Source organism: Pseudomonas sp. H3(2019), from assembly GCF_007713465.1.
In the GTDB taxonomy this organism is placed as follows: domain Bacteria; phylum Pseudomonadota; class Gammaproteobacteria; order Pseudomonadales; family Pseudomonadaceae; genus Aquipseudomonas.
In genome coordinates this window covers 20,732-43,800 of the sequence record NZ_VMSG01000005.1, presented here as the reverse complement: position 1 = coordinate 43,800, position 23,069 = coordinate 20,732, and the positions used below count along the sequence as shown (strand labels likewise).

Genomic DNA, 23,069 nt, shown 5'->3' with positions numbered 1-23,069 from the left:
TGCGCGACAATGCCGGCCAGTTTCAGGAGTGAATCATGAGTGAAATGATTGATACGCCGGTAGACGGCACCCTCGACGCCACCGGCCTCAATTGCCCGGAGCCGGTGATGATGCTGCACCAGCATATTCGTGACCTGGTGCCTGGCGGTCTGCTCAAGGTGATCGCAACCGACCCTTCGACCCGTCGCGACATTCCCAAGTTCTGCGTGTTTCTGGACCATGAACTGGTCGGACAGCAGGAAGATGCCGGGACCTATCTGTACTGGATTCGCAAGAAGTCCGATTAACGGACCCGAAAAAAAGCGCCAGCCCCGGTTCAGGGGCTGGCGCTTTTTGCAATTGACGCGCTAATCAGCTGCTTTGTGGCATCTCACCGTTGGCCAGGCGCTTGTTGATGTCGGCGATCACTTCCGGCAGGTCGAGGATGGCGGCTTGCAGCCGAGTCGGGTTGTTGTAGTTCATGTCTCAAATCCTGTAATTGGGGGAATGGCAAGCAAAGCCATGACTCGCCCCGTAGCAGCTGCCGAGCCTGCGAGGCAGCGTTCGGCTGCTACGGGGGGGAAGTCAGGTGTCGAGGACTTCCATTTCGCGCAGCACCTCGGCGATGGTCGCCACTGCCGCACGCATCTCGGCCTGATTGACGTGGCCGATGCAGCCGACGCGGAAGGTTTCGACCTGAGTCAATTTTCCCGGGTAGAGGATGAAACCCCTGGCCTTCACGCGTTCGTAGAACGCTTTGAACTGGTAACGCGGATCTTTGGGTGCATGGAAGGTGACGATGATCGGCGCCTGGATCGCGGCGGGTAGAAAACTGCGCAAGCCGAGTTTGGCCATTTCATCGAGCTGTACCTGGCAGTTGTTCGCGTAACGCTGATACCGCGCTGGCAGGCCGCCTTCTTCGTTGTATTGCAGCAGTGCTTCGTGCAGCGCCGCGACCACGTGGGTCGGCGGGGTGAAGCGCCATTGGCCGGTCTTGGCCATGTAGGTGTATTGATCGAACAGGTCCATCGCCAGTGAGTGGGAATTGCCGGCGGCATTTGCCAGGGCGGCTTTGTCGGCAAAGACGAACCCCATTCCCGGTACGCCTTCCAGGCATTTACCCGAGGCGGCGATCAACGCGTCGAACGGTACTTGCCGAGCATCGATCGGCAGTACACCGAATGAACTCATGGCATCAATGATCAGACGTTTGCCGTGCCGGGCGATGTTCGGTCTGGCTGAAGAGGCGCAAGTAATGCTTGAGGCCAATCGGCAGTTGTTGACCGGTCGTTTGGAAGTGGCGGCGGACGGCCCGCACCTGGTCATGCCGATGCTCGCCAGCCTGCGTGCGCGGTATCCAGGTATCACCGTGAATTTGCGGCTGGGCAATGCTCAGGAAACTCTTGCGGCATTATTGTCCGAGCACGCCGACGTGGCGGTGCTGACCGAGGTCGAGCCGCGAAAAGGTTTGCACCTGCAAGCCTTGAGCGAGTCGCGGATCTGCGCGCTGGTGCCGGCGGGGCACCCATGGTCGACGCTGCACGAAGGGGTCGCGCTCAAGCAACTGGACCAGCTGATCATGGTGTTGCGTGAGCCGAGTTCGATCACCCGTCGCACGTTCGATGAGGTCTGCGCTCGGGCCAGGATCAGTCCTCGGGTGTTGCTGGAGCTGGACAGCCGTGAGGCGGTGACCGAAGCAGTGGCGGCCGAGCTGGGGGTGGGCGTGGTGTCTTCAGTGGAAGTCAGCCCCGACCCGCGCGTGCGGGCGGTGCCGATTATTGGCGACGGACTGGTCAACCGGCACATGATTGGCTGCATGGAGCGGCGGCGGGATTTGCGCTTGATTCAGGCGTTTTTCGATCTTGCACCGAATTCTGCGTAGGGCATGTGTGATCAACGCAGGCTTTCGTCACCAAACGTCAACAGGCCCTAGGGCGTGGCCTCCGGGCCATTTACCAGCCAGTCGAACAGCAGACGAGCCTCACTCGGTTGGCGCTGAGCGCTGGCGTTGCCGATGAAGCTCAGGCGTTGCTCGCTGTTCCAGTGTTGCTGGAAATAATCGGCCAACGCCACGCATTGCCCTGGATACAGCAGGCAGAGCTGTTCGGGAGTACGGGCGAACTCGCTGGCCAGGCGCTGTTTTTGTTCAAGCGTCAGCGACAGGTTGCCCAGTGCCTGGCTTTTACCGGTCATCAGCACATCGTCACGGTTGAGGCTCCCCAGTTCCTTGAGCCCGGGACGCGGCATGCGCACGATGTACCACGTGGTGTCGGCCAGGCATTCGGTGGTGGTGGGAGGTCGCTCGAACAAGTAGATCTCGCCGCTCCAGCCCGTCGCCGATGGCTCCTGTTCAACGGCAACCATTGGCAGCGGTTCGCCCGCTTGTACGTCAGCGAAACCCGTGCAAAGCACCGGTCGATCAGGATCACCGTCGAGGAAACTCACGTGCACCTTGCTGCCGGCCAGTGGCAAGGTCGGGTGCCCCGTCCCCGTATGGGCGATCGGCAACCAGATGCCTGAGGAACCTTGCCTATCGGATGGCGAGTCAGGCCACAGGCAGATGTTGATTTGCCCGTGTTTGTCGAGGTGCGGCGGCATTCCTGGCGGGCCGAGGACCTCCGCCATCTGGTAACCATTGATACACGGTCTGGAATGTTTCAGGGCCGGGCGGAACGCGGTCGACCAAGGGATTGCCTTGAACTGATTGCGATAACCCACTGGCGCGGACAACACCTTGTCCGCGCCGGGCGTTTCGCCCTGGTGCAGCACTTCGCATAACAACCATTGATCGTTGAATGCCGGGACGGGATGCCCGGTGACTTGCAGCAGCCGGCCGCTGAGCAGTTCGGGCAGTGTACTGTGGCCCTGAACCAGACGATGCAGGCTGCGCAGACGCTCGAGTTCGCGGCGGCCGAGCTGGTTACGACGGGCTTGCGCCGGGTCGGGTCGACCCGTTGGGTGCAGGCTGTCGAGATAGGGCTGGTTGGCGCAGGTGTCAGGTGCGAGGGTTGCGCGGTCAGTGCTGGCGTGCTGTGCAAAGATGGTTTGCGGCCTGGTGGTCGGTCGGCTGTGGCATTGAAAGAGCTGGCTGATTCGCGGCTGTCCGGCATCCGGTGCGGCGGGGTGAAAAGCGCACTCGACCGGTCGCTGCGCAAAGCTGTCGCTGTCATCGGCGAACACCAGTACGTGCCGGTCGTGTTGATGTTCGAAGTGATAGTGGATGCCTTCCTCTTCGCACAGCCGTTGCAGCAGGTTCAGATCGGTTTCGTCGTACTGGATGCAAAACGGGCGCGGCGGATATTCACCGTTCGGTAACTCGAAGCGGTAGCTGTCGGGCGGCAGTTGATGCTCGGCCAGCAACTGGCGCAAGAGATCGGGCACGCTCAACTGCTGGAACACCCTTCGACAGCGCTGCTGCTCCAGCGCAAGCAGGCGGGGTGCGAGGTTCAGGCTGTAGCCGATCTGCTGCGCGCCGCAGTATTGCAAACCGGCGCTGTGGATGATGCCGTGGATGCCGGTGGTGGGGCTCAGGCTGAGGAATGCCGGTTGATGCAGCAGCCGATCCAGACTCATCGCGGGCTGCGGGCCGCGCATTTCGATGTCGAGACAATAGACCTGATTGAGGGCTTCGCGACCGCTGAACTGTCGGACCTGAAAACTCAAGGCGAGCTCGGTGAGCGTCAGGATGAAGGGACTTTCCATGTCGATATGCATCAAACACTCTTCTGCCTTGAAGTACGGGGCACAGAGGTTACGAAACACTGGCGCTCAATAGTCACCGTAAACCTGTTTTTCAGAAAAGCCCTACAACAGCTTGTGAAGATGTCGATCGCTCACAACACTTTTTGGTCGATTGCCAACTTTTTGCCGTATAAACTTGCACAAAGCGTCGGCCAATAGATGTCTCGGCGCCACAGATCAAGAGAGTGAGTAATGGGCGCACAGTGGAAGGTTAAACACAAAGAAGCGGCAGCCAACGCCAAGGGCAAGATCTTCGGCAAACTGGTGAAAGAAATCACCATTGCTGCGCGTAACGGCGCTGATATCAGCACCAACGCACACCTGCGTCTGGTGGTGGAACAGGCTAAAAAAGCCTCGATGCCGCGTGAAACCCTGGAACGTGCAATCAAGAAAGGCTCGGGCCAGCTCGGCGAAACCGTACAGTACCACCGAGTGACTTACGAAGGCTTCGCCCCGCATCAGGTGCCGCTGATCGTTGAATGCGTGACCGACAACATCAACCGTACCGTGGCGGAAATCCGCGTTGCGTTCCGTAAAGGTCAGCTGGGGGCTTCCGGTTCCGTGGCCTGGGATTTTGACCACGTGGGCATGATTGAGGCGTCCCCGGACACCCCGGATGCCGATCCGGAAATGGCCGCTATCGAAGCCGGTGCACAGGATTTCGAACCGGGCGAAGACGGCGCGACGCTGTTCATCACCGAAGCCACCGACTTGGACTCCGTTCAGAAAGCCTTGCCTGAGCAGGGTTTCACGGTGTTGTCGGCGAAGCTGGGTTACAAACCGAAGAACCCGGTCAGCGGTTTGACCGACGCGCAAATGGAAGAAGTCGAAGCCTTCCTCGAAGGCCTCGATAACCACGACGACGTGCAGGATATGTTTGTCGGGTTGGCGGGTTAAGCCGACGGCTACTGTCGCCTGACAGACTGTCTTCGCGGGCATCATTGCGATGCCCGCGTTTGTTTCAGGCCGCGCGCAATGCGGCTTCGACTTCTTCAAAACCTGGGCGCGCCAGCACATCCGGCTGACAGCAGCGACTCTGCAAATCCATCAAGCGCTCACGGCGTTCAACGCTCAAGCCTGAGTCGATCCGCTCCAGCAACTCACCCAACAGAATCCCGAACGCCCGCACCTCGATGCGTTGCAGCGCGCGCGTTTCAAGCGTGTCAGACGTGGCATGGAAGGACGCGGCACCAAAGTCGCCCAACAGGCAATCACCGTGCTCATTCCACAATGTGTTGTGGCCGTACAGGTCGCCGTGGGTGATGCCCTGTTGATGCAGGTGCGCAGCCGCCGAGGCAATGCCGCTGGCGATCCGCAGCGCCACCGCTGCACTGAAACGCGTGTCCTCTGCGTACACATCACGGCTGCAAGACGCCAGGCTCGGCAACGCCGCCAGATTGCGATAGCTCGGCTCGATCAAATGCATGACCAGCCCGGCCTGTGCCTGCGGATGCCCGACGATCCGGCCCTCGACCTTGATCAGGTTGGGGTGAATGCCGGCGGTGATGCAGGCGTTCATTTCATGCAGCGGTGAACCGTCGCTGGTCATGTGCCCCTTGTAGAGTTTCACTGCGACCTTGCGCTCAGGCTGCGACGGTTGCTCCCATACAGCCTGGTGAATCACCCCGGAAGCGCCTTCGCCCAATTGTTGTTGCAGGTGCAGTTGTGACCAGGGAATGTTCGGCGTGGCTTCGAGGGCGGCGGCATCGGCCTCGGTTTCCAGCGGGTTGCCGGCGTACGCCAGCCAGGCCAGCCCCGGCAATGTCAGCAGCCACTGCGGCAGTTCGGTCATGCGGTTGGCGGCGATGCGGATCAGCTCCAGCTGATGACACTGGCTCAAGCTTGCGGGCAAGCTTTGCAGGTGGTTGCCGGCCAGCATCAATTTTTGCAGGTGCGGCCGTTCACCCAACTCGCTCGGCAACTCGCTGATGCAGTTGTCGGTCAGGATCAGCCAGCGCAGCAGCGGCGGCAGCGCGGCGGCCGGGACTCGCTCAAGGCGATTGGCCTTGAAGCCGATCATCGTCAATTGCGCGCATTGACCGAGGCCGATCGGCAGCTCGCGGAACTGATTGTCCGAGCAAAACAGCACGCGCAGATGTGTCAGGCGATGCAGGTCATCCGGCAAACTGCTCAAGGCATTGCCACTGAGGTTGAGCACCTCCAGCGTGTCGGCCAGGTCGAAGATTTCCCGGGGGAACTCGGTCAGGCCGCACGACAGATCCAGACGTTTGAGCCCTGCAAGCGCGCCGGCCCGCAGTTGTGCAAGGGTATGCATGAACACATCCAACCAATGAGAAGAGAACGGCATGTCGCCTACAAAAAGCGCCACCATGATAACGACAAAACCCAGTGCGCTGGACGCTTTATAGCGCCGGCCCGACGTCTACTGGCTGCAGTAATCGTGAGGGCCGCCGACTTCCATGACCTGCATGCGCGCTTGGATCAGGTCGATGACCGGTTTGAAACGTGTGTGGTAGAGCGGGTTGGGCAACAAACCCTGGGACGGATACGGTCCCGGCGGCTCGTCCGGCAGCCAGCGTTACACCCTGTCATTCAGCTTTGAAGCTTTAAAACCTCTGCATCTGCTTGAGCATTGGCGTCGCCGGATCCCGGGCTTCGCTGACCATCGCATAGTTGTACCCGGCCCCGGACCAGTATTGAGCCTGTAACTCGCCGTCGCTGCGACTGCCGCGTGGCAGCAGGTTGTTCTTCGGGCCAGGCGGACGGATGTAAAAACTGATCTTGCGGCCGCTCTGGTCTTCGTACATCACCATTGCTGCAGGACCCTGCTCGGTGCTCAGCAACCGTGCGCTGACCGGTTTGAACCCCGAGTTGGCGAGGTTCGGCAAGCGATCGGCCCGGGAGAAATAACGGTCGAGCCAGCCCTGCATGTCGCCGTCATCGGTGACCTTGTAGTCGGCCGGCAGGATGCCTTGCTGGGCGAACATCCGGTAAGCCTGCAGTGCGTCGGTCATTGGTGGTGTTGCACCCACCATGGTTATTTCCCGTGCTTGCCAGCCGCTCAGGCCGCCAGCACTGACGGCGATCAGCAACATGGCGGCGCTGGCCAAGTGGCGGCGGGACTGGCGTTTCAGACGCTGGCGAATCACGCCGGGGTCGAGGTTCGGGTTAGGCGGTTGCTGCAAGGCGCCGCTCAAGGCTGCACGCAGTTGCTGGGCGTCCTGTTGCCAGGCCTGAACCTGCTCGGCGACGTGCGGATTGGCCGCCAGGTACGTTTCCACCAGTCGCCGGTCCACGTCGTTGAGTTGATGGTCGACGTAGGCGTGCAGGTCACTGACGCTTGGGGGCATGTTGATCATTTGAGTATCCGCAAAGAAGGGCTGGTGATTTCGCCGTCGCTGAGCTGGCGCAAGGCCTGGCGAGCGCGGGACAGGCGAGACATCACGGTGCCGGTGGGGACGCCGAGAATCTCGGCAACCTCCTTGTAACTCAAGCCTTCCACCGAGACCCAGAGCAACAACGCGCGTTGCTCGGTGGTCAGTTTATCGAAGGCTTGCAGCGTCGATTGCGCCAGCACCGTGCGTTCGACCGAGGGCTGTGCGTCGTCGCGACCGGTGAAAAACTCGAGCATTCGCGCATAACGCCTTGAGCGTCGATGGGCGTCGAGAAACTGTCGATACAGAATCGAAAACAGCCAGGCGCGCAAGTCGCCGTCCGGGCGTTTGTCGCCCCATCCCGACAGCGCTCGCTCCAGGCACGACTGCACCAGATCGTCAGCGTTGCTGGGGTTGCGCGTCAACGACACGGCAAAACGCCGCAGTCTGGGGATGAGTTCACGTAACGGTTCGTCGAGATCGTTCATGGAATGCTGGCTAGTCATTACGCTTTGGATCAGGAAGACGCTCGGCAGGGGAGGTTATTCCAGCATTGGAAAAATAAATACCGGGCCATGGAATAAACCTCTGCGGGCTTCGTCTGATTGATCCTTCCCACCGGCGGCCCACGGCCCTGGAGATGTTCACATGGTTGATCGTTCACCACCGCCGCGGCCCGACAAAGTCCCCCTGAGCAGCGCGAGCATTGTCTTGCGCCTGGCCGGTATCGGCGCGGTAGTCGCTGCACTGGCCGGGGCCTTTGCCTACGTCAATGGCACGTTTGACCCGCAGCGTCTGACACCAAAAGCGCTGGTCGACGTGTTGGAGAAAAATAATGGCATACACCCGGGGTTTCGGCGCAATCACGCCAAAGGCGTGTGCGTGGCCGGGTATTTTGAAAGCAGCAGCGAGGCGCGTCCGTATTCAACCGCTCAGGTCTTCAGTGCGGCACGAACGCCGGTTGTCGGGCGTTTTGCGTTGCCCAGCGGCAATCCCTACGCGCCGGACAGTAGCGTGCCGATCCGCAGCCTGGCGTTGCGCTTCAAGCAGGCCAACGGTCAGCAATGGCGCACGGGGATGAACAGCATGCCGGTGTTCCCGGTGGGCACACCCGAGGCGTTCTATCAGTTGCAGCAAGCCCAGACTCCCGATCCAGCCACCGGCAAACCCAATCCTGCGAGCGTCCCGGCATTTTTTGCCACACACCCGGAAACCACGCCTTTCCTGCAATGGGTCAAGACCGCCAAGCCGTCGGCCAGTTACGTGACCGAGACCTACAACGGCATCAATGCTTTTTATCTGGTCAACGCCGCGGGTCAGCGTCAGGCGGTGCGCTGGAGTGTGGTCCCCGTGGTGCGAGATACGGTCGGCGCCAGCGCCCCTGAAGGTGCGGACTTTCTCGAAAAGGATCTGCTCCAGCGCTTGAAGAGCGGGCCGTTGCGTTGGCAACTGAACATCACGCTGGCCACGGCTGCTGACCCGACCAACGACGCCAGCAAGGCCTGGCTGGGGGAACGCAAGGTCCTGAACGCCGGGACGCTGGTGCTGGAAAGCGTCCAGGCGCAAAACGCTGGCGAATGCCGCGACATCAATTACGACCCGCTGGTCTTGCCGAGCGGTATCGTGGGTTCCGATGACCCGTTGCTGGCCGCACGTTCGGCAGCTTATGCCCGTTCTTACCTGCGTCGAACCAGTGAAGTCGGCCAGTTGCCCACCGCTAATCAGGAGTCGCCACAATGAGCGCGCACCCTCATCATTTCACTCCGCTGGCGCGGCTGCTGCATTGGCTGATGGCAGTGATGATCATCGCCATGTTGTTTATCGGGGCCGGCATGGTCGCGTCTGTGTCCGAACGCCATGAATGGCTGATCCATCTGCACAAACCGTTGGGCATGGCAATTCTGCTGTTGGTGATCGTGCGTGTGCTTGTACGCTTTTCGACTCGCCAGCCGCCGTTGCCGGCAGACTTTCCGGGCTGGCAAGTGCTGGCGGCCAAGGCGTCACATGGGCTGCTTTACGCGTTGATGCTGATCCTGCCATTGCTGGGTTGGGCGATGATTTCGGCAGCCGGGGATCCGGTGATGCTCGGCAGTTCGTGGCAATTACCTTCGATTGTGCCGGCGAATGCGCTGCTGTTCGCCTTTCTGCGCACGGCCCACGGGTATCTGGCGTACGTGCTGTTTCTGACCGTTCTGCTGCACCTGGCGGCGGCGCTGTTCCATGGCTGGGTGCGCCGTGATGGAGTGTTGCACAGCATGCTGCATGGCAAGGATCACTGATCGGCTGGCACGGCGCATCGCTCAGGTGCGCTGCTTTTCAGTGTCAGCAGCCAATGGACCAGCGCCACGGCGTTGATCCCCGCGCCCAGCCATGGAACAGCGCGGCCGCCGAGTGAAAAATGGCTGCACGTCGTACCGGCACGCTGCCATTGAGAGGCGTCAACGCAGGGTGCTGACCATCTCCGCAATCGTCGACAACACATCCTTGCCCAACTGCATCGAACGCTTGCCCGACCAGCCGGTGCGGGCATTCGGTGCGTCATTGTTGTCTTTGAATGGCATCTCCAGCGTCAACGACAGGCAATCGAACTTCTCGCCGACGCTGTTGCAGGCGAGGGTCATGTTGGCCTTGCCCGGGAGGTCGCGGGTGTAGCCATGAGTGGTCTGGAAGTCGCGGGTCAGGTGTTTCAGATGACTGCGAAAGTGCTCTTCGAGTTTTGCGATTCGCGGCGTGTAGCCCGGGTTGCCTTCGCAGCCAGCAGTGAACACGTAGGGAATTTCTTCATCGCCGTGGATATCGAGGAACAGGTCGACACCGTACTGTTCCATCTGCTGTTGAACGAAGAGTACTTCCGGGCTGGTGTCCTGGCTCGCGCTCTGCCAGGCGCGGTTGAGGTCCTTGCCCATGGCGTTGGTCCGCAAGTGACCATGGAAGGCGCCGTCCGGATTCATGTTCGGCACCAGGTACAAATCAGCACTGGCCAGCAGTTTGTTCAACTCAGGATCATTGTGTTGTTGCAGGCGTTCGATGACACCTTCCATGAACCACTCGGCCATGTGTTCGCCGGGATGCTGCTGGGCGATGATCCAGACTTTGCGTTGACCCTCGGCGCCGCTGCCTTTGCGCAACAATTGAATATCACGACCTTCGACGCTTTTGCCGGTGGCCAGCAGTTCGGTGCCAGCCTTGCTCAACGCCTGGTCGATCAGCCAATCGTGGCGTCCGCGGCTGTAGGGTTCAAAGTAGGCGAACCAGGCGTGAGTTTCGGTGGCTTCGAGGCTGAAGCGCAGGCAGTCGCCTTCAAAGATTGTTGGCACACGGAACCAGTTGACGTGGTCGTACGAGGCCACCGCCTGGTAACCGTCCCATGCCTTGTGATAGGAGGATTTACTGGCGTTGTTCAGTCGAAACCAATGTTCCTGGCCGACGTGCAGACCACTGGCCTTGAAGTGAAACCACTGGAAATGCTGACTGCGGGTGTCGGGTTTGATGGCCAGCAGGGCCTGCAATGGATTGCTGAGGTCCAGCACCTCGATATTGCCGCTGTCGAAGTTGGCAGTGATCTCAAAGGAGCGGTGAGCCACGGTCATAATCTATTCCTGAGTATGATTTTTATGGCTGTTACTTTACACGCAAGGGTGGGAAAGCCGAGGGCAATTTGCGGGGGGATAAAATGGGGGGCGTCGTCCTTGACGCAGCCGCAGCTTAGTGTTTATGCGATTGATTCTCAAGTACTATCTTTGGTGGTCTTAAGCCCGTGCTTGAGCGGTCTGTTGCAAAAAGATGCTCTTTTGATATCATCCGCGCCATCGAATTCAGCAGCACCCGACTTCATTAGCCTGAAGCCATAGCCAGAATAACTGGCAAAAAAAGACCCGGCAAAAAGCCGGGTCAAAAACCGTGATTAGCCTGATGAGGAGATATTCCAGGAGTCCGACCTAAGGTCTCTTGGTCTATCGACTGATCTCGCGATCAGTTGCATGCAATAATAATTATTATCATTTGCAAGTCAAATGTTTTCATCCTGCCTATAGGCAAATTTTTTCCTGTGGCGTCCTCAAGCGTCTGCGGCTTGACTCAAATCGCAGCGTTCTTTAATCGTTTTTCCTGTTCAATCTTTCTGGTCACCGTCCAGGGACCTGTCCACCATGGCCTTGGCCATGTCGATCATGTGTACCACTGAAAATGCCAGATCGCGGCTTGCGCCATGCAGGTTGTCTGCCGACTCATAAGCGGTCGCGGCCGCACAGCGCAGCAAGTCCGATGCATGGACCAGAGCCTCTTCGCTGCTGATGTTACGGTTGACATCGAAAAATCGTTCTGCGACTTCGAATTCTGAAACAGTTGGTTTCAAGTAATAGTCCAGGGCGCGTTGGGCTGCTGCACAACCCTTGAGCGAGGTGAAGTTCGTGTCGATGTCTTGTTCGGTCGTGTCTTTGCGGGGGATGTCCATGGCGGGTAATGCTCCGTGGGTGGGGCGATTGAATAACTCGAATCCTAGTACAATATGTATTTATGACGAGAAATTAAATACTACAATGTGTGTGTTGAGGGTCCGACTACACGAAGTATTGTTCCGCCCATGGATAAATGGATTGAGTTGGTCAAGGCCAAGATGAGTGAGCTCAAAATCACTCAGGAAAAGCTTGCAGAGCGTCTCGCAATGTCTCAGGGCGGTGTCGGCCATTGGCTGAACAAGCGTCGCCAGCCCAGCCTCGAGGACATGAACCGGGTACTTCGGGAGTTGGGGCTGGGGTTTCTCGAGGTCGCCCTGGTGATCAGGGAACCCGAGCTTGCGAATGACGAGCCGCAAGAGGGCGATTACGAAGTGTCGCTGGCGCAAAAGTACAACCCGTACTTCCGTTATCCGGTCAGTGACTGGCAGGGTATCAGTGAGGTGCGCGAGGCTGCGCCGGCTGCTTATGCCAAGGGACGTCACGAGTTATCGGATTATCACGCCCAAGGCCCGGCGTTCTGGCTGGTCGTGGTCGGCGATGCGATGACTGCACCGAGTGGCATCAGTATTGCGCAAGACATGCTGATTCTGGTCGACCCGGCGGTTGAAGCCGTGCCCGGAAAACTGGTGATCGCGCAGTGGCCAGACAGCGCCGAAGCGACGTTCCGCAAATTGATCGAAGAGGGCGGTCAACGGTATCTCGTGCCGCTGAACCCGACCTATCCGAAAGCCTTGTTTACCGACGAGTGCCAAATTATCGGAGTCGTGGTACAGGCAACTGCCAAGTTCTAGTCAAACAGGTCCTACGGCGTAGGACCTGTCATCAGGCCGCGATTATTCCAGCTCCACCAGCGCACTGCCTTCGTTGACCATCTCGCCCTCCTGGCAATACAAGGCTTTGACCACGCCTGCATGGGGCGCACGAATACTGTGCTCCATTTTCATGGCTTCCAGCACCACCAGTTGCGCGCCGGTTTCGACCGTTTGCCCTGGCGTTACCAATACACGGACGATGCTGCCATTCATTGGTGCGGTCAGGCCACCCTGATGACTATGGCTGGCTTCCACCGCGGCGATAGGGTCGTAAGGCTTGATGCAGCGCAGCTCACCTTCCCATTGCAGAAACAGGGTTTCACCATGACGGATGGCGCGATGCTGACGGCGCACGCCGTGATGTTCGACCAGCAATTGCTCACCGTCGAGCTCGGCGTTACGGGTGTCGGCCGGTGCCAGGGTGATGGCCCGGTCCTGGTCTTCGCAGCTTAAGTGCAGCGTGGTTTCTGCCGGCAACCCGGCACGGAAACCGCTGCCAACGGCCCATGGCGAACCCGGGTCATCAGCGCGTACGTGGTGTGCCTGGCTTTTCGCAAAGGCTTGAGCGGCGGCTTGCCAGAATTCATCGCTGAGTTCGTTTGGCGCTGGCAGCAACTGTTCCTGATGGCGTGGGATGAATCCGGTGTCGAGCTCAGCTGCAGCGAAGGCCGGGTGTCCGATGATTCGGCGCAGAAAGCTGATATTGGTCTTCAGCCCGCCAATGGCGAACTCATCCAGCATGCTCAGCAGCCGCAAACGAGCCTGTTCGCGGTCCTCGCCCCAGGCGATCAGCTTGCCAAGCATCGGATCATAGAATGGCGAAATGCTGTCGCCTTCCTCGACACCGCTGTCGACGCGCCTGCCCGGGCCTGCGGCTGACTCGCGGTACAGCGCCAGGTGTCCGGTGGCCGGCAAGAAGTCATTACTTGGGTCTTCGGCATACAAACGCACTTCAATCGCATGGCCGAGCAACGGCACCTGGGCCTGCGTCATGGGCAGCGGCTCGCCTTGGGCGACGCGAATCTGCCACGCCACCAGGTCGAGACCGGTGATGGCTTCGGTGACCGGGTGTTCGACCTGCAGGCGCGTGTTCATCTCCATGAAGAAGAACTCACCGCGCGAATCCAGCAGAAACTCCACGGTGCCTGCGCCGACATAACCGATCGCTTGTGCCGCACGGACTGCCGCTTCACCCATGGCTTTGCGCAGTTCCGCGCTCAGGCCGGGGGCCGGCGCCTCTTCGACGACTTTCTGGTGACGACGTTGAATCGAGCAATCACGTTCGTTGAGGTACAGGCAGTTACCGTGCTGATCAGCGAAGACCTGGATTTCCACATGCCGTGGTTTGAGCAGGTACTTTTCCACCAGCATCCGCGAATTGCCAAACGAAGATTGCGCTTCACGCTGCGCCGAGGCCAGGGCTTCGGCCAGCTGGCTGACGTCCTCGACCACTTTCATGCCTTTACCGCCGCCACCGGCAGTCGCCTTGAGCAGCACCGGATAGCCGATGCGCTCGGCGGCATCGCGGAAGGTTTCCAGGTCCTGGGCTTCGCCGTGATAACCCGGTACCAGCGGCACACCAGCAGTTTCCATCAAGGCTTTGGCGGCGGATTTGCTGCCCATGGCGTCAATGGCCGAAGCGGGTGGGCCGAGGAAAATCAAGCCGGCGGCTTCAATGGCGCGCGCGAATCCGGCGTTCTCCGAGAGAAAGCCATAACCCGGGTGAATCGCCTGAGCGCCGCTGGCCTTGGCGGCAGCGAGCAGTTTGTCGATTTGCAGGTAACTGTCAGCGGCTTTGCTGCCACCCAGATCGACGCGGATGTCCGCCTCGCGGCTGTGCCGCGCATCGCGATCAGTGGCGCTGTGCACAGCCACGGTGGTCAGGCCCAATGCCTTGGCGGTACGCATCACTCGGCAGGCAATTTCGCCACGGTTGGCCACCAGCAAGGTGGTGAGAACAGGGGCGCTCATCAACGCAGCTCCTTGGTAGTGGATTCGGGCTGCCAGCTTGGCGGACGTTTCTGCAGGAACGCTCGCAAGCCTTCCTGACCTTCAGGGCTGACGCGAATTCGGGCGATCGCGTTTTCACAGTAGCGGCGCAACGCCGGGTTCAAGGAACCGTTGCCGACTTCACGCAGCAACTCCTTACTTGAGCGCATGGCGTGTGGGCTATTGAGCAACAGATTGTTGATCCACTGTTCGACCTGCGACTCCAGTTCGCTGGCCGGATAGCTTTCGCTGAGCAGGCCGATTTCTTGAGCACGTTGGCCACTGAAACGTTCAGCGGTCAGTGCATAACGGCGCGCGGCCCGTTCGCCGATGGCTTGCACAACGAAAGGGCTGATCACCGCGGGCGCCAGACCGATGCGCACTTCCGACAGGCAGAATTGCGCGTCATCGGCACCAATCGCCATGTCGCAGCAACTGATCAAGCCCAATGCGCCGCCATAGGCCGCGCCCTGGACTACCGCCAGCGTCGGGATTTTCAGCTTGGCCAGGTTGTACATCAACTCAGCCAGCTCGCGAGCGTCGTCAAGGTTGGTGTGGTAATCGAGTTCGGCCGATTGCTGCATCCAGGCCAGGTCAGCGCCAGCGCTGAAATGCTTGCCACGTCCGCGCACCAGCAGAAAACGCAGGCTCGGGTTGCTCTGGACCTTGTCCAGCGCGAGGATCAGTTCGCGGATCATTTCAGCGTTGAAGGCGTTGTTTTTCGCCTCGCGACTCAACCACAGCGTGGCGAAACCACGCGGGTCGGTCAGCAGTTCGAGGGTATTGAAGTCGCTCATGGTTTTCTCCAGATCACATCCGGAACACGCCGAAGCGGCTCGGTTCGATAGGTGCATTCAGCGATGCAGACAAGGCCAGGGCCAGCACGTCGCGGGTTTGCGCCGGGTCAATGACGCCGTCGTCCCACAACCGGGCGCTGGAATAGTAGGGGTGGCCCTGTTCTTCGTACTGATCGAGGATCGGTTGCTTGATCTCGGCTTCCTGGGCGTCGGAGAAAGGATGACCGCTGCGTTCAGCCTGTTCGCGCTTGACTTGAACCAGCACACCCGCGGCTTGCTCGGCGCCCATCACGCCGATTCGTGCGTTCGGCCACATCCACAGGAACCGCGGATCGTAGGCCCGCCCACACATGCCGTAGTTACCGGCGCCGAAGCTGCCGCCGATGATCACAGTAAATTTCGGCACCTTGGCGCAGGCCACGGCGGTGACCAGTTTTGCGCCGTGCTTGGCAATGCCGCCGGCTTCGTATTTCTGACCGACCATGAAGCCGGTGATGTTCTGCAGGAACAGCAAGGGAATCCCGCGCTGGCAGGCCAGTTCGATGAAGTGCGCACCTTTTTGCGCCGCTTCGGCGAAGAGGATGCCGTTGTTGGCGAGAATCGCGATCGGGTAGCCGTGCAGGTGTGCGAAACCACAGACCAGCGTCGTACCAAACAGCGCTTTGAACTCATCGAACACCGAACCGTCGACCAGACGCGCGATGACTTCACGCACATCGAACGGCTGCTTGGCGTCGGCCGGCACCACGCCGTACAACTCATCGCTGGCGAACAGCGGGGCGATCGGCGTGCGTTGCTGCAGTTCACCGAGTTTGCGCCAGTTGAGGTTGGCAACGCTGCGCCGAGCCAGCGCCAACGCGTGTTCGTCGCTGCCGGCGTAATGGTCGGCCACACCGGAAATCTTGCAGTGCACATCGGCGCCGCCCAGGTCTTCGGCGCTGACCACTTCACCGGTCGCGGCTTTTACCAGCGGCGGGCCGGCAAGGAAAATCGTCGCCTGTTGACGGACCATGATCGCTTCATCGGCCATGGCTGGCACATAGGCGCCACCGGCAGTGCAGGAGCCCATGACCACAGCGATCTGCGGGATGCCCATGGCGCTCATGTTGGCCTGGTTGAAGAAGATCCGCCCGAAGTGTTCACGGTCCGGGAACACTTCATCCTGACGCGGCAGGTTGGCGCCGCCGGAGTCGACCAGGTAGATGCACGGCAGTCGATTCTGTTGGGCGATAGTCTGGGCTCGCAGGTGTTTTTTCACGGTCAGCGGGTAGTACGAACCGCCTTTCACGGTCGCGTCGTTGGCAACGATCATGCATTCGACACCTTCGACCCGGCCGATGCCGGCGATCACTCCAGCGGCGGGGACCTCTTCACCGTAGACCTCGTAAGCGGCCAGTTGGCTGATTTCCAGAAAAGGTGAGCCAGGGTCGAGCAGGCGATTGATCCGCTCGCGGGGCAGTAGTTTGCCGCGTGAGGTATGCCGTTCCTGGGCCTTGGCGCCGCCGCCTTGCCGGACCTGAGCGAGCAGGGTGTGCAGCGCGTCGACCTGTGCAAGCATCGCCGCGCTGTTGGCCGCGAACTCCGCTGAACGGGGGTTGAGCTGGGTGTGCAGGATTGCCATGGACAGCTCCGTTAGCGGGTTTCGTTGAAGAGTTCGCGACCGATCAGCATGCGACGGATCTCACTGGTGCCCGCACCGATTTCATACAGCTTGGCGTCACGCAGCAGACGGCCTGCCGGGAATTCATTGATGTAGCCGTTACCGCCCAGAATCTGGATTGCGTCGAGGGCCATTTGTGTGGCGCGTTCCGCGCTGTAAAGGATCACGCCGGCAGCATCCTTGCGGGTGGTTTCGCCACGCTCGCAAGCCTGGGCCACCGCATACAGGTAGGCGCGGCTGGCATTGAGTTGGGTGTACATGTCGGCGACCTTGCCCTGGATCAGCTGAAATTCGCCGATGCTTTGGCCGAACTGTTTGCGGTCGTGGATGTACGGGACGATGAGGTCCATGCAGGCCTGCATGATCCCGGTTGGCCCGCCGGAGAGCACCACGCGCTCATAGTCGAGGCCGCTCATCAGCACTTTCACGCCACCGTTGAGCACGCCCAGGATGTTTTCTTCCGGGACTTCAACGTCATCGAAGAACAGCTCGCAGGTGTTCGAGCCGCGCATGCCGAGCTTGTCGAATTTGTTGCTGCGGCTGAAACCTTTCCAGTCGCGCTCGACGATAAATGCGGTGATCCCATGCGGACCCTTTTCCAGGTCGGTCTTGGCGTAGATCACGTAAGTGTTGGCGTCCGGACCGTTGGTGATCCAGGTCTTGCTGCCATTGAGCACATAGTGGTCGCCGCGTTTATCTGCACGCAGCTTCATTGAAACCACGTCGGAGCCGGCGTTCGGCTCGCTCATGGCGAGGGCGCCGATGTGTTCGCCGCTGATCAGCTTCGGCAGGTAGTTGGCTTTCTGTTCGTGGGTGCCGTTGCGGTTGATCTGGTTGACGCAGAGGTTGGAATGCGCGCCATAGGACAGGGCGACCGAGGCCGAGCCACGGCTGATTTCTTCCATGGCCACCACGTGCGCCAGATAGCCCAGGCCGGCGCCGCCATATTCTTCTGGAACGGTAATCCCCAGCAACCCCATGTCGCCGAATTTACGCCACAAGTCAGCCGGGAACAGGTTATCGATATCGATCTGTGCTGCGCGCGGGGCGATCTCTTTGCTGACAAAGGCGCGGACCTGGTCACGCAGCATGTCGATGGTTTCGCCGAGGGCAAAGTTCAGGGTCGGATAGCTCATGGGGCACCTTCAAACTTGTTTTTATAAATGGAGAATCGGTCTGCACAGCGCGCCGAAACGACTGTCACCTTTACGTTAACGTAAGCCTGTGACGAATGGCTGTCAATCACCCTTTACGTTAACGTCAACTTGCGCGACTCTGTAGTAGCCGAGCTTGCTCGCGATGAACGATAGCGCGGACTTTCAGTAACGCCGGGGCAGTCCTGTCGCAGGCAGCCTCGCTCCTAAAATAAAGACAATAGGGGTCGTCATGGATCAACACAGTGCTCCCCCGCAGTACAGCTACAACCGTGGTTCACAGGACAAAGCCTTGCTGGCGATGACCATTGGCCAGGTGTTCGATAACACCGTCGCGAAGTACCCCCAGGGCGAGGCATTGGTGGTGCGCCATCAGCAACTTCGCTTCAGCTGGGCGCAATTGGCTGAAGCTGTCGACTTGCACGCCAGAGCGTTACTGGCGCTGGGTTTACAGACGGGGGACCGTCTCGGTATCTGGGCGCCAAACTGCGCGCAGTGGTGCATCAGCCAGTTTGCCAGCGCGAAGATCGGGGTGATTCTGGTCAACATCAATCCGGCCTATCGCAGTTCCGAACTCGAGTACGTGCTGAAGCAGTCCGGCTGCCAATGGCTGGTGTGTGCCGGTTCGTTCAAGACCTCCGATTACCACGCCATGCTGCAAGGCCTGGTGCCGGAGTTGGCCGAGCAATCCATTGGTCGCTTGCAGTCCGAACGCCTGCCGGACTTACGCGGCGTGATCAGCCTCGACGCGCAACCGCCATCAGGCTTTTTGCCGTGGTCGCAACTGGCGGATCTTGGCGTCGGGGTGCCGGTTGAACAGCTCAAGGCACGGCAAAGCAGCCTGCATTTCGACCAGGCGGTGAACATTCAATACACCTCGGGCACCACCGGATTTCCCAAGGGCGCGACTCTCAGTCACTACAACATCCTCAACAACGGCTACATGGTTGGCGAAAGCCTCGGGCTGACCGCCGATGATCGCCTGGTGATCCCGGTGCCGCTGTATCACTGCTTCGGCATGGTCATGGGCAACTTGGGTTGCATCACCCATGGCAGCACCATGATCTATCCCAGCGACGCCTTCGATCCGTTGCTGACGTTGACCACTGTTGCGCAAGAGCAAGCCACTGCGTTGTACGGTGTGCCGACCATGTTTATCGCCATGCTCGATCAACCGCGCCGTGCAGAGTTCGACCTGTCGACGTTGCGTACCGGGATCATGGCCGGGGCAACGTGCCCGATTGAAGTCATGCGCCGGGTCATCAGCGAAATGCACATGAGCGAAGTGCAGATTGCCTACGGCATGACGGAAACCAGTCCGGTGTCGTTACAGACCGGTCCGTCAGACGATCTGGAACTGCGCGTCACCACGGTTGGCCGCACCCAGCCGCAGTTGGAAAGCAAAATCATTGATGAGGCGGGCAATCTGGTGCCCCGCGGGACCATCGGTGAACTGTGCACCCGCGGTTACAGCGTGATGCTCGGTTACTGGAACAACCCGCAAGGCACGGCCGAGGCAATCGATCAGGCTGGCTGGATGCACACTGGCGATCTGGCGACCATGAACGAAGACGGTTACGTCTGCATCGCCGGACGTAACAAGGACATGATCATTCGTGGTGGCGAGAATATTTACCCGCGGGAGCTGGAAGAGTTCTTCTTCACCCATCCAGCGGTGGCGGATGTGCAGATCGTCGGCATTCCATGCGAGAAGTACGGTGAGGAGATCGTCGCCTGGATCAAGTTTCACCCGGGCCACAGCGCCACTGAGCAAGAGCTGCAAACCTGGTGCAAGGAGCGCATCGCGCACTTCAAGACGCCGCGCTACTTCAAGTTCGTCGAGGAATTTCCGATGACTGTGACCGGCAAGATCCAGAAGTTCCGGATGCGCGAGATCAGTATCGAGGAGTTGAAAACCAATAAAGGCTAACGACAATCCTGTGGGAGCAAGCCCGTTCCCACAGGATGCGCGGCGAAAACCCAAACATCAGACAGCACAAAGGGGAGCCGAAGCTCCCCTTTAATTTGTCGTTGCCTGCTCTTTTTTTATTATTAAGGGGCGGTCTGTTGTTGTTTTTGGCAACCGTGACCCTTTACCGCTGTTTCGGGCGACCCCCATCCGGGGTCAAGAGCAAACGTATTTTTTTGAGCGCTGATCTGCTTTTTCGCCAAGCGATCCAACCAGTTCGGGAGCTACCTGAAGGTAGTTTTATTGTTCTCTGCCCGGTTGCGGGTTACTGCAAGCAGCACCCTGAAAAGCACACCTTCTCCAAAAAAATCTGTTAGCTGCGTCTCTGCCGTGTTGTTTTTGTTATGTCAGAGTCGTTACGTCTTATTTTTATTAGGTTTGCTGCTTTTTATTCTTGTTATGCCATAGAGATAGCAGAAGCCATGCCAACTTTTTAAAGTCCTTTAAAATCAAGCAATTAACATTTTGTAGGACAAATCGTTCATAAAAATTCGGTCAGGTTGTTTCCGTGTTACTCGTTTTGTTGCGGGTGCGGTAACACCCCCGACACATCACTGGGCGCTACGGGCCTTGGCCACGCGTGAACCGGTGGGACGGCCCAGGACGTTGCAGATCTGCTGGCCGGCCAGAATCAGTTTGTCCATGTCGACGCCGGTCTCGATGCCCAGCCCATTGAGCAGGTACAGCACGTCTTCGGTGGCTACGTTACCGCTGGCGCCCTTGGCGTATGGGCAGCCGCCGAGGCCGGCGATGGAGCTGTCGAACACCGCAATCCCTTCCAGCAGGCTGGCATAGATGTTGGCCATGGCCTGACCGTAGGTGTCGTGGAAATGCCCGGCCAGTTTGTCCCGTGGCACGTCGGCTGAAACCACTTCAAACATCTTGCGCGTTGCGCCAGCGGTGCCGGTGCCGATGGTGTCACCGAGAGAGACCTCGTAGCAGCCCATGGCGTATAGCTCGCGCGCAACCAGGGCGACTTGCTCAGGCGCCACATCACCCTCGTAAGGGCAGCCGAGCACACAGGACACGTAACCGCGCACACTGACCCCGTGTTGCCGGGCGGCGTCCATGATCGGCACGAAGCGCGCCAGGCTTTCGCTGATCGAGCAATTGATGTTGCGTTGCGAGAAGGCTTCGGACGCGGCGGCGAACACCGCGACTTCCTTGACCCCGGCAGCCACCGCGTCTTCGAACCCGCGCAGGTTCGGCGCCAGTGCGCCGTAGGTCACCCCGGGCTTGCGCTGGATCTGCGCGAACACCTCCGCCGAGCCGGCCATTTGCGGTACCCATTTCGGCGAAACGAAACTGCCGACTTCTATATAGCCAAGGCCAGCGGCACTCAGTGCATCGACCAACTGCACCTTGTCCGCGACGCTGATGGGTTGGGCTTCGTTCTGCAGTCCATCGCGTGGGCCGACTTCGATCAGGCGTACGTGGGTGGGGAGGGACATAGGATATCTACCTGTGTGTTATGAGATCGTTCCCATGCTCTGCGTGGGAATGCCTCAATGGACGCTCTGCGTCCGCTCTTGATTGTGACGCGGAGCGTCACGGGCTGCGTTCCTTTACTGCGCGTGGGAACGATCAACAGTGGATTGCGTAGACCTGCTAAACGGCCTGCTGGCTCTTGATCGTCTGTTCCAGCGCCTGGACACAGCGTTCTTCGGCGGTGTCGAGTTCCAGTTTCATCTGCTCGATGTCCAGCAGTTGCTGTTCAAGCTGTTCACGGCGTTCGGTGATTTTCGCCAGCATGCTGTGCAGCTGTTTCTGATTGCCGCTGGAGGGATCGTAAAGCTCGATCAGCTCGCGGCATTCGGCCAGGGAAAAACCGATGCGCTTGCCACGCAGGATCAGCTTCAGGCTGACCTTGTCACGTGGCGAGTAGATACGTTCCTGGCCGCGACGCTCGGGGCTGAGCAGGCCTTGCTCTTCGTAAAAGCGAATGGCGCGAGTGGTGATGTCGAGCTCGCGTGCGAGGTCGGAAATACTGTAGGTCTGGCTGCTCATGGGCACGCTCGCAAAAAGGTCATGGCGCTAAGCTAATGTCAGGTTGACGTGAACGTCAAGCAGCCTGCAATCTTTTAACCTTCCTCAAGCCAACTGCTTGTCGAGCTTCTTCTCATGCGCCGTCACTTGCTGACACAACTCGATCATCTGCTCGCGCATCCAGCGGTTGGCCGGGTCCTGATCGGTGCTTTCGTGCCAGTAGAGGTGGGTCTCCACCGGCGGCACATCATTGACCGGCAGATAGAAGGCGTGCAGGTCATGACGCCGGGCAAAACGCTCCGGCACGGTCATCACCATGTCGGTTTGCTGCAACACCTGGGAGGCCATCAGGTAATGCTGCGAGCGCAGGGCAATCTTGCGCTGGATGCCCATTTTGCCCAAGGCCAGGTCGACATAACCCAGGCCACTACGGCGGCTGGAAATGTGCACATGGGTCAGTGACAGGTAGTCGTCGAGGGTGAATTTTTCCTTGTTCGCCATCGGATGACCCTTGCGCATGGCGCACACATAACGGTCTTCCATCAACTTGACGTGGCGCACTTGCGGATCGGTGTTGAGCGGCGCATCGACGGCAAAGTCCAGGCGGCCAGCGGCGAGCTCCTTGGTGGTCTCGCGGCGTTTCGACAGAAAGCTCTCGATGATCACCGTCGGTGCCAGGCGTCGCAGGCGCTGGAACAGCGGCGGCAGGATCACCGCTTCGGTGAGGTCGGTCATGCTGATGCGATAGGTCTTGACCGCCTGCAACGGGTTGAAAATCCGGCTTTCCTGCACCGATACCCGCAGCAGCGACAGCGCGTTGCGTACCGGGCCGATGATGTTCTGCGCCATGGGCGTGGGCACCATGCCCTGGGCGGTACGCACGAACAACGGGTCGTTGAAGGTCTCGCGCAGGCGGGCCAGAGCGTTCGACACCGCAGGCTGGGTGATGCCGACGATCTGCCCGGCGCGGGTCAGGTTGGCTTCGGTGTAGATCGCGTCAAAGACGATGAAAAGATTGAGGTCGACCTTGCTTAGGTTCATGGCGTTTCGCTCTTGGCTTTTGTTATTGGAGCAGGGGGCTCGATCAGTCGATCATATATCGGTGATGAATGTTAATACACGCCGAGAATAGGCTAGGTAAATTATCAACGCTGATCTAGCATCGATTCATGACCTCAACAACGTCTTCA

General features: G+C 59.5%; 19 protein-coding genes and 3 pseudogenes. 7 read left to right on the top strand and 15 right to left on the bottom strand.

Annotated elements, in window-relative coordinates; genetic code table 11:
- The first annotated feature begins 35 nt into the window (after positions 1–35).
- A complete protein-coding gene (gene tusA, locus FPT12_RS07090) occupies positions 36–287 on the top strand; it encodes a sulfurtransferase TusA (RefSeq protein WP_145015262.1) in 252 nt (83 codons plus the stop codon).
- Between the two features lie 277 nt (positions 288–564).
- On the opposite strand, the pseudogene FPT12_RS07085 reads toward tusA, so the two are convergent.
- Positions 565–1,206, bottom strand: a pseudogene (locus tag FPT12_RS07085) (2-aminoethylphosphonate--pyruvate transaminase); the annotation flags it as partial.
- On the opposite strand from FPT12_RS07085, the pseudogene FPT12_RS07080 reads away from it, so the two are divergent.
- Positions 1,199–1,861 (top strand): annotated as a pseudogene (locus tag FPT12_RS07080) (LysR substrate-binding domain-containing protein); the annotation flags it as partial. The pseudogenes FPT12_RS07085 and FPT12_RS07080 overlap by 8 nt on opposite strands.
- A gap of 47 nt (positions 1,862–1,908) precedes the next feature.
- On the opposite strand, the gene FPT12_RS07075 reads toward FPT12_RS07080, so the two are convergent.
- Positions 1,909–3,693 carry a type VI secretion system Vgr family protein gene (locus tag FPT12_RS07075; protein WP_145015260.1) on the bottom strand — a complete coding sequence of 595 codons (1,785 nt, stop codon included), beginning with the start codon at positions 3,691–3,693 and terminating at the stop codon, positions 1,909–1,911.
- Between the two features lie 219 nt (positions 3,694–3,912).
- On the opposite strand from FPT12_RS07075, the gene FPT12_RS07070 reads away from it, so the two are divergent.
- Positions 3,913–4,617: a YebC/PmpR family DNA-binding transcriptional regulator gene (locus tag FPT12_RS07070; protein ID WP_123426356.1), complete on the top strand. Its 705-nt coding sequence runs from the start codon at positions 3,913–3,915 to the stop codon at positions 4,615–4,617.
- A 64-nt stretch (positions 4,618–4,681) separates the two neighbouring features.
- On the opposite strand, the gene FPT12_RS07065 is transcribed toward FPT12_RS07070, so the two are convergent.
- The 4 genes and pseudogenes from FPT12_RS07065 to FPT12_RS07050 form a co-directional block, all read right to left on the bottom strand.
- Complete coding sequence (locus tag FPT12_RS07065) at positions 4,682–5,995, bottom strand: leucine-rich repeat-containing protein kinase family protein (protein ID WP_145015259.1); 1,314 nt, start codon at positions 5,993–5,995, stop codon at positions 4,682–4,684.
- A 111-nt stretch (positions 5,996–6,106) separates the two neighbouring features.
- Positions 6,107–6,229: pseudogene (zapE, locus tag FPT12_RS07060) on the bottom strand (AFG1/ZapE family ATPase); the annotation flags it as partial.
- A 58-nt stretch (positions 6,230–6,287) separates the two neighbouring features.
- Positions 6,288–7,040: an anti-sigma factor gene (locus FPT12_RS07055; RefSeq protein ID WP_145015258.1), complete on the bottom strand. Its 753-nt coding sequence runs from the start codon at positions 7,038–7,040 to the stop codon at positions 6,288–6,290.
- The gene (locus FPT12_RS07050; RefSeq protein ID WP_145015257.1) at positions 7,037–7,543 is read right to left on the bottom strand and encodes a sigma-70 family RNA polymerase sigma factor; all 507 of its coding nucleotides are present in this window, start codon (positions 7,541–7,543) and stop codon (positions 7,037–7,039) included. The genes FPT12_RS07055 and FPT12_RS07050 overlap by 4 nt, the downstream gene beginning before the upstream one ends.
- Before the next feature lie 160 nt (positions 7,544–7,703).
- Here FPT12_RS07050 and FPT12_RS07045 point away from each other — a divergent pair, with 160 nt between their 5' ends.
- The gene (locus FPT12_RS07045; RefSeq protein ID WP_145015256.1) at positions 7,704–8,795 is read left to right on the top strand and encodes a catalase family peroxidase; all 1,092 of its coding nucleotides are present in this window, start codon (positions 7,704–7,706) and stop codon (positions 8,793–8,795) included.
- Entirely contained in the window at positions 8,792–9,334 is a 543-nt protein-coding gene (locus FPT12_RS07040; RefSeq protein ID WP_145015255.1) for a cytochrome b, read from the top strand. Before FPT12_RS07045 ends, FPT12_RS07040 begins: the two co-directional genes overlap by 4 nt.
- A gap of 159 nt (positions 9,335–9,493) precedes the next feature.
- Here the strand turns inward: FPT12_RS07040 and FPT12_RS07030 are convergent, their stop codons facing one another.
- Together FPT12_RS07030 and FPT12_RS07025 are read right to left on the bottom strand one after the other, a co-directional pair.
- Positions 9,494–10,645 carry a carboxypeptidase family protein gene (locus FPT12_RS07030; protein WP_145015253.1) on the bottom strand — a complete coding sequence of 384 codons (1,152 nt, stop codon included), beginning with the start codon at positions 10,643–10,645 and terminating at the stop codon, positions 9,494–9,496.
- Positions 10,646–11,166: 521 nt separating this feature from the next.
- Complete coding sequence (locus FPT12_RS07025; protein ID WP_145015252.1) at positions 11,167–11,508, bottom strand: DUF6124 family protein; 342 nt, start codon at positions 11,506–11,508, stop codon at positions 11,167–11,169.
- A 129-nt stretch (positions 11,509–11,637) separates the two neighbouring features.
- On the opposite strand from FPT12_RS07025, the gene FPT12_RS07020 reads away from it, so the two are divergent.
- Entirely contained in the window at positions 11,638–12,303 is a 666-nt protein-coding gene (locus tag FPT12_RS07020) for a LexA family transcriptional regulator (RefSeq protein WP_145015251.1), read from the top strand.
- 42 nt (positions 12,304–12,345) lie between these two features.
- Here FPT12_RS07020 and FPT12_RS07015 read toward each other — a convergent pair whose 3' ends face one another.
- From FPT12_RS07015 to FPT12_RS07000, 4 genes are read right to left on the bottom strand one after another with little or no spacing between them, the layout of a single operon-like run.
- Complete coding sequence (locus tag FPT12_RS07015; RefSeq protein WP_145015250.1) at positions 12,346–14,295, bottom strand: acetyl/propionyl/methylcrotonyl-CoA carboxylase subunit alpha; 1,950 nt, start codon at positions 14,293–14,295, stop codon at positions 12,346–12,348.
- Positions 14,295–15,110: a gamma-carboxygeranoyl-CoA hydratase gene (locus FPT12_RS07010; protein WP_145015248.1), complete on the bottom strand. Its 816-nt coding sequence runs from the start codon at positions 15,108–15,110 to the stop codon at positions 14,295–14,297. Before FPT12_RS07010 ends, FPT12_RS07015 begins: the two co-directional genes overlap by 1 nt.
- Positions 15,111–15,123: 13 nt before the next feature.
- Entirely contained in the window at positions 15,124–16,731 is a 1,608-nt protein-coding gene (locus FPT12_RS07005; RefSeq protein ID WP_145015247.1) for a carboxyl transferase domain-containing protein, read from the bottom strand.
- An 11-nt stretch (positions 16,732–16,742) separates the two neighbouring features.
- Complete coding sequence (locus FPT12_RS07000; RefSeq protein ID WP_145015246.1) at positions 16,743–17,906, bottom strand: isovaleryl-CoA dehydrogenase; 1,164 nt, start codon at positions 17,904–17,906, stop codon at positions 16,743–16,745.
- 250 nt (positions 17,907–18,156) lie between these two features.
- Here FPT12_RS07000 and FPT12_RS06995 point away from each other — a divergent pair, with 250 nt between their 5' ends.
- Complete coding sequence (locus FPT12_RS06995) at positions 18,157–19,854, top strand: AMP-binding protein (RefSeq protein ID WP_145015245.1); 1,698 nt, start codon at positions 18,157–18,159, stop codon at positions 19,852–19,854.
- A gap of 590 nt (positions 19,855–20,444) precedes the next feature.
- Here the strand turns inward: FPT12_RS06995 and FPT12_RS06990 are convergent.
- The 3 genes from FPT12_RS06990 to FPT12_RS06980 all read right to left on the bottom strand — a co-directional run bounded on the left by FPT12_RS06990 (position 20,445) and on the right by FPT12_RS06980 (position 22,920).
- The gene (locus FPT12_RS06990) at positions 20,445–21,344 is read right to left on the bottom strand and encodes a hydroxymethylglutaryl-CoA lyase (RefSeq protein WP_145015244.1); all 900 of its coding nucleotides are present in this window, start codon (positions 21,342–21,344) and stop codon (positions 20,445–20,447) included.
- Between the two features lie 157 nt (positions 21,345–21,501).
- Complete coding sequence (locus FPT12_RS06985; RefSeq protein ID WP_145015243.1) at positions 21,502–21,900, bottom strand: MerR family DNA-binding transcriptional regulator; 399 nt, start codon at positions 21,898–21,900, stop codon at positions 21,502–21,504.
- A gap of 84 nt (positions 21,901–21,984) precedes the next feature.
- A complete protein-coding gene (locus FPT12_RS06980; RefSeq protein ID WP_145015242.1) occupies positions 21,985–22,920 on the bottom strand; it encodes a LysR family transcriptional regulator in 936 nt (311 codons plus the stop codon).
- Positions 22,921–23,069: the final 149 nt, after the last annotated feature.

What these genes read in the sequence shown, in the direction of transcription:
- tusA (WP_145015262.1), top strand. Translation starts at nt 36, where the DNA reads ATGAGTGAAATGATTGATACGCCGGTAGACGGCACCCTCGACGCCACC.
- FPT12_RS07075 (WP_145015260.1), bottom strand. Translation starts at nt 3,693, where the DNA reads ATGCATATCGACATGGAAAGTCCCTTCATCCTGACGCTCACCGAGCTC.
- FPT12_RS07070 (WP_123426356.1), top strand. Translation starts at nt 3,913, where the DNA reads ATGGGCGCACAGTGGAAGGTTAAACACAAAGAAGCGGCAGCCAACGCC.
- FPT12_RS07065 (WP_145015259.1), bottom strand. Translation starts at nt 5,995, where the DNA reads ATGCATACCCTTGCACAACTGCGGGCCGGCGCGCTTGCAGGGCTCAAA.
- FPT12_RS07055 (WP_145015258.1), bottom strand. Translation starts at nt 7,040, where the DNA reads ATGATCAACATGCCCCCAAGCGTCAGTGACCTGCACGCCTACGTCGAC.
- FPT12_RS07050 (WP_145015257.1), bottom strand. Translation starts at nt 7,543, where the DNA reads ATGAACGATCTCGACGAACCGTTACGTGAACTCATCCCCAGACTGCGG.
- FPT12_RS07045 (WP_145015256.1), top strand. Translation starts at nt 7,704, where the DNA reads ATGGTTGATCGTTCACCACCGCCGCGGCCCGACAAAGTCCCCCTGAGC.
- FPT12_RS07040 (WP_145015255.1), top strand. Translation starts at nt 8,792, where the DNA reads ATGAGCGCGCACCCTCATCATTTCACTCCGCTGGCGCGGCTGCTGCAT.
- FPT12_RS07030 (WP_145015253.1), bottom strand. Translation starts at nt 10,645, where the DNA reads ATGACCGTGGCTCACCGCTCCTTTGAGATCACTGCCAACTTCGACAGC.
- FPT12_RS07025 (WP_145015252.1), bottom strand. Translation starts at nt 11,508, where the DNA reads ATGGACATCCCCCGCAAAGACACGACCGAACAAGACATCGACACGAAC.
- FPT12_RS07020 (WP_145015251.1), top strand. Translation starts at nt 11,638, where the DNA reads ATGGATAAATGGATTGAGTTGGTCAAGGCCAAGATGAGTGAGCTCAAA.
- FPT12_RS07015 (WP_145015250.1), bottom strand. Translation starts at nt 14,295, where the DNA reads ATGAGCGCCCCTGTTCTCACCACCTTGCTGGTGGCCAACCGTGGCGAA.
- FPT12_RS07010 (WP_145015248.1), bottom strand. Translation starts at nt 15,110, where the DNA reads ATGAGCGACTTCAATACCCTCGAACTGCTGACCGACCCGCGTGGTTTC.
- FPT12_RS07005 (WP_145015247.1), bottom strand. Translation starts at nt 16,731, where the DNA reads ATGGCAATCCTGCACACCCAGCTCAACCCCCGTTCAGCGGAGTTCGCG.
- FPT12_RS07000 (WP_145015246.1), bottom strand. Translation starts at nt 17,906, where the DNA reads ATGAGCTATCCGACCCTGAACTTTGCCCTCGGCGAAACCATCGACATG.
- FPT12_RS06995 (WP_145015245.1), top strand. Translation starts at nt 18,157, where the DNA reads ATGGATCAACACAGTGCTCCCCCGCAGTACAGCTACAACCGTGGTTCA.
- FPT12_RS06990 (WP_145015244.1), bottom strand. Translation starts at nt 21,344, where the DNA reads ATGTCCCTCCCCACCCACGTACGCCTGATCGAAGTCGGCCCACGCGAT.
- FPT12_RS06985 (WP_145015243.1), bottom strand. Translation starts at nt 21,900, where the DNA reads ATGAGCAGCCAGACCTACAGTATTTCCGACCTCGCACGCGAGCTCGAC.
- FPT12_RS06980 (WP_145015242.1), bottom strand. Translation starts at nt 22,920, where the DNA reads ATGAACCTAAGCAAGGTCGACCTCAATCTTTTCATCGTCTTTGACGCG.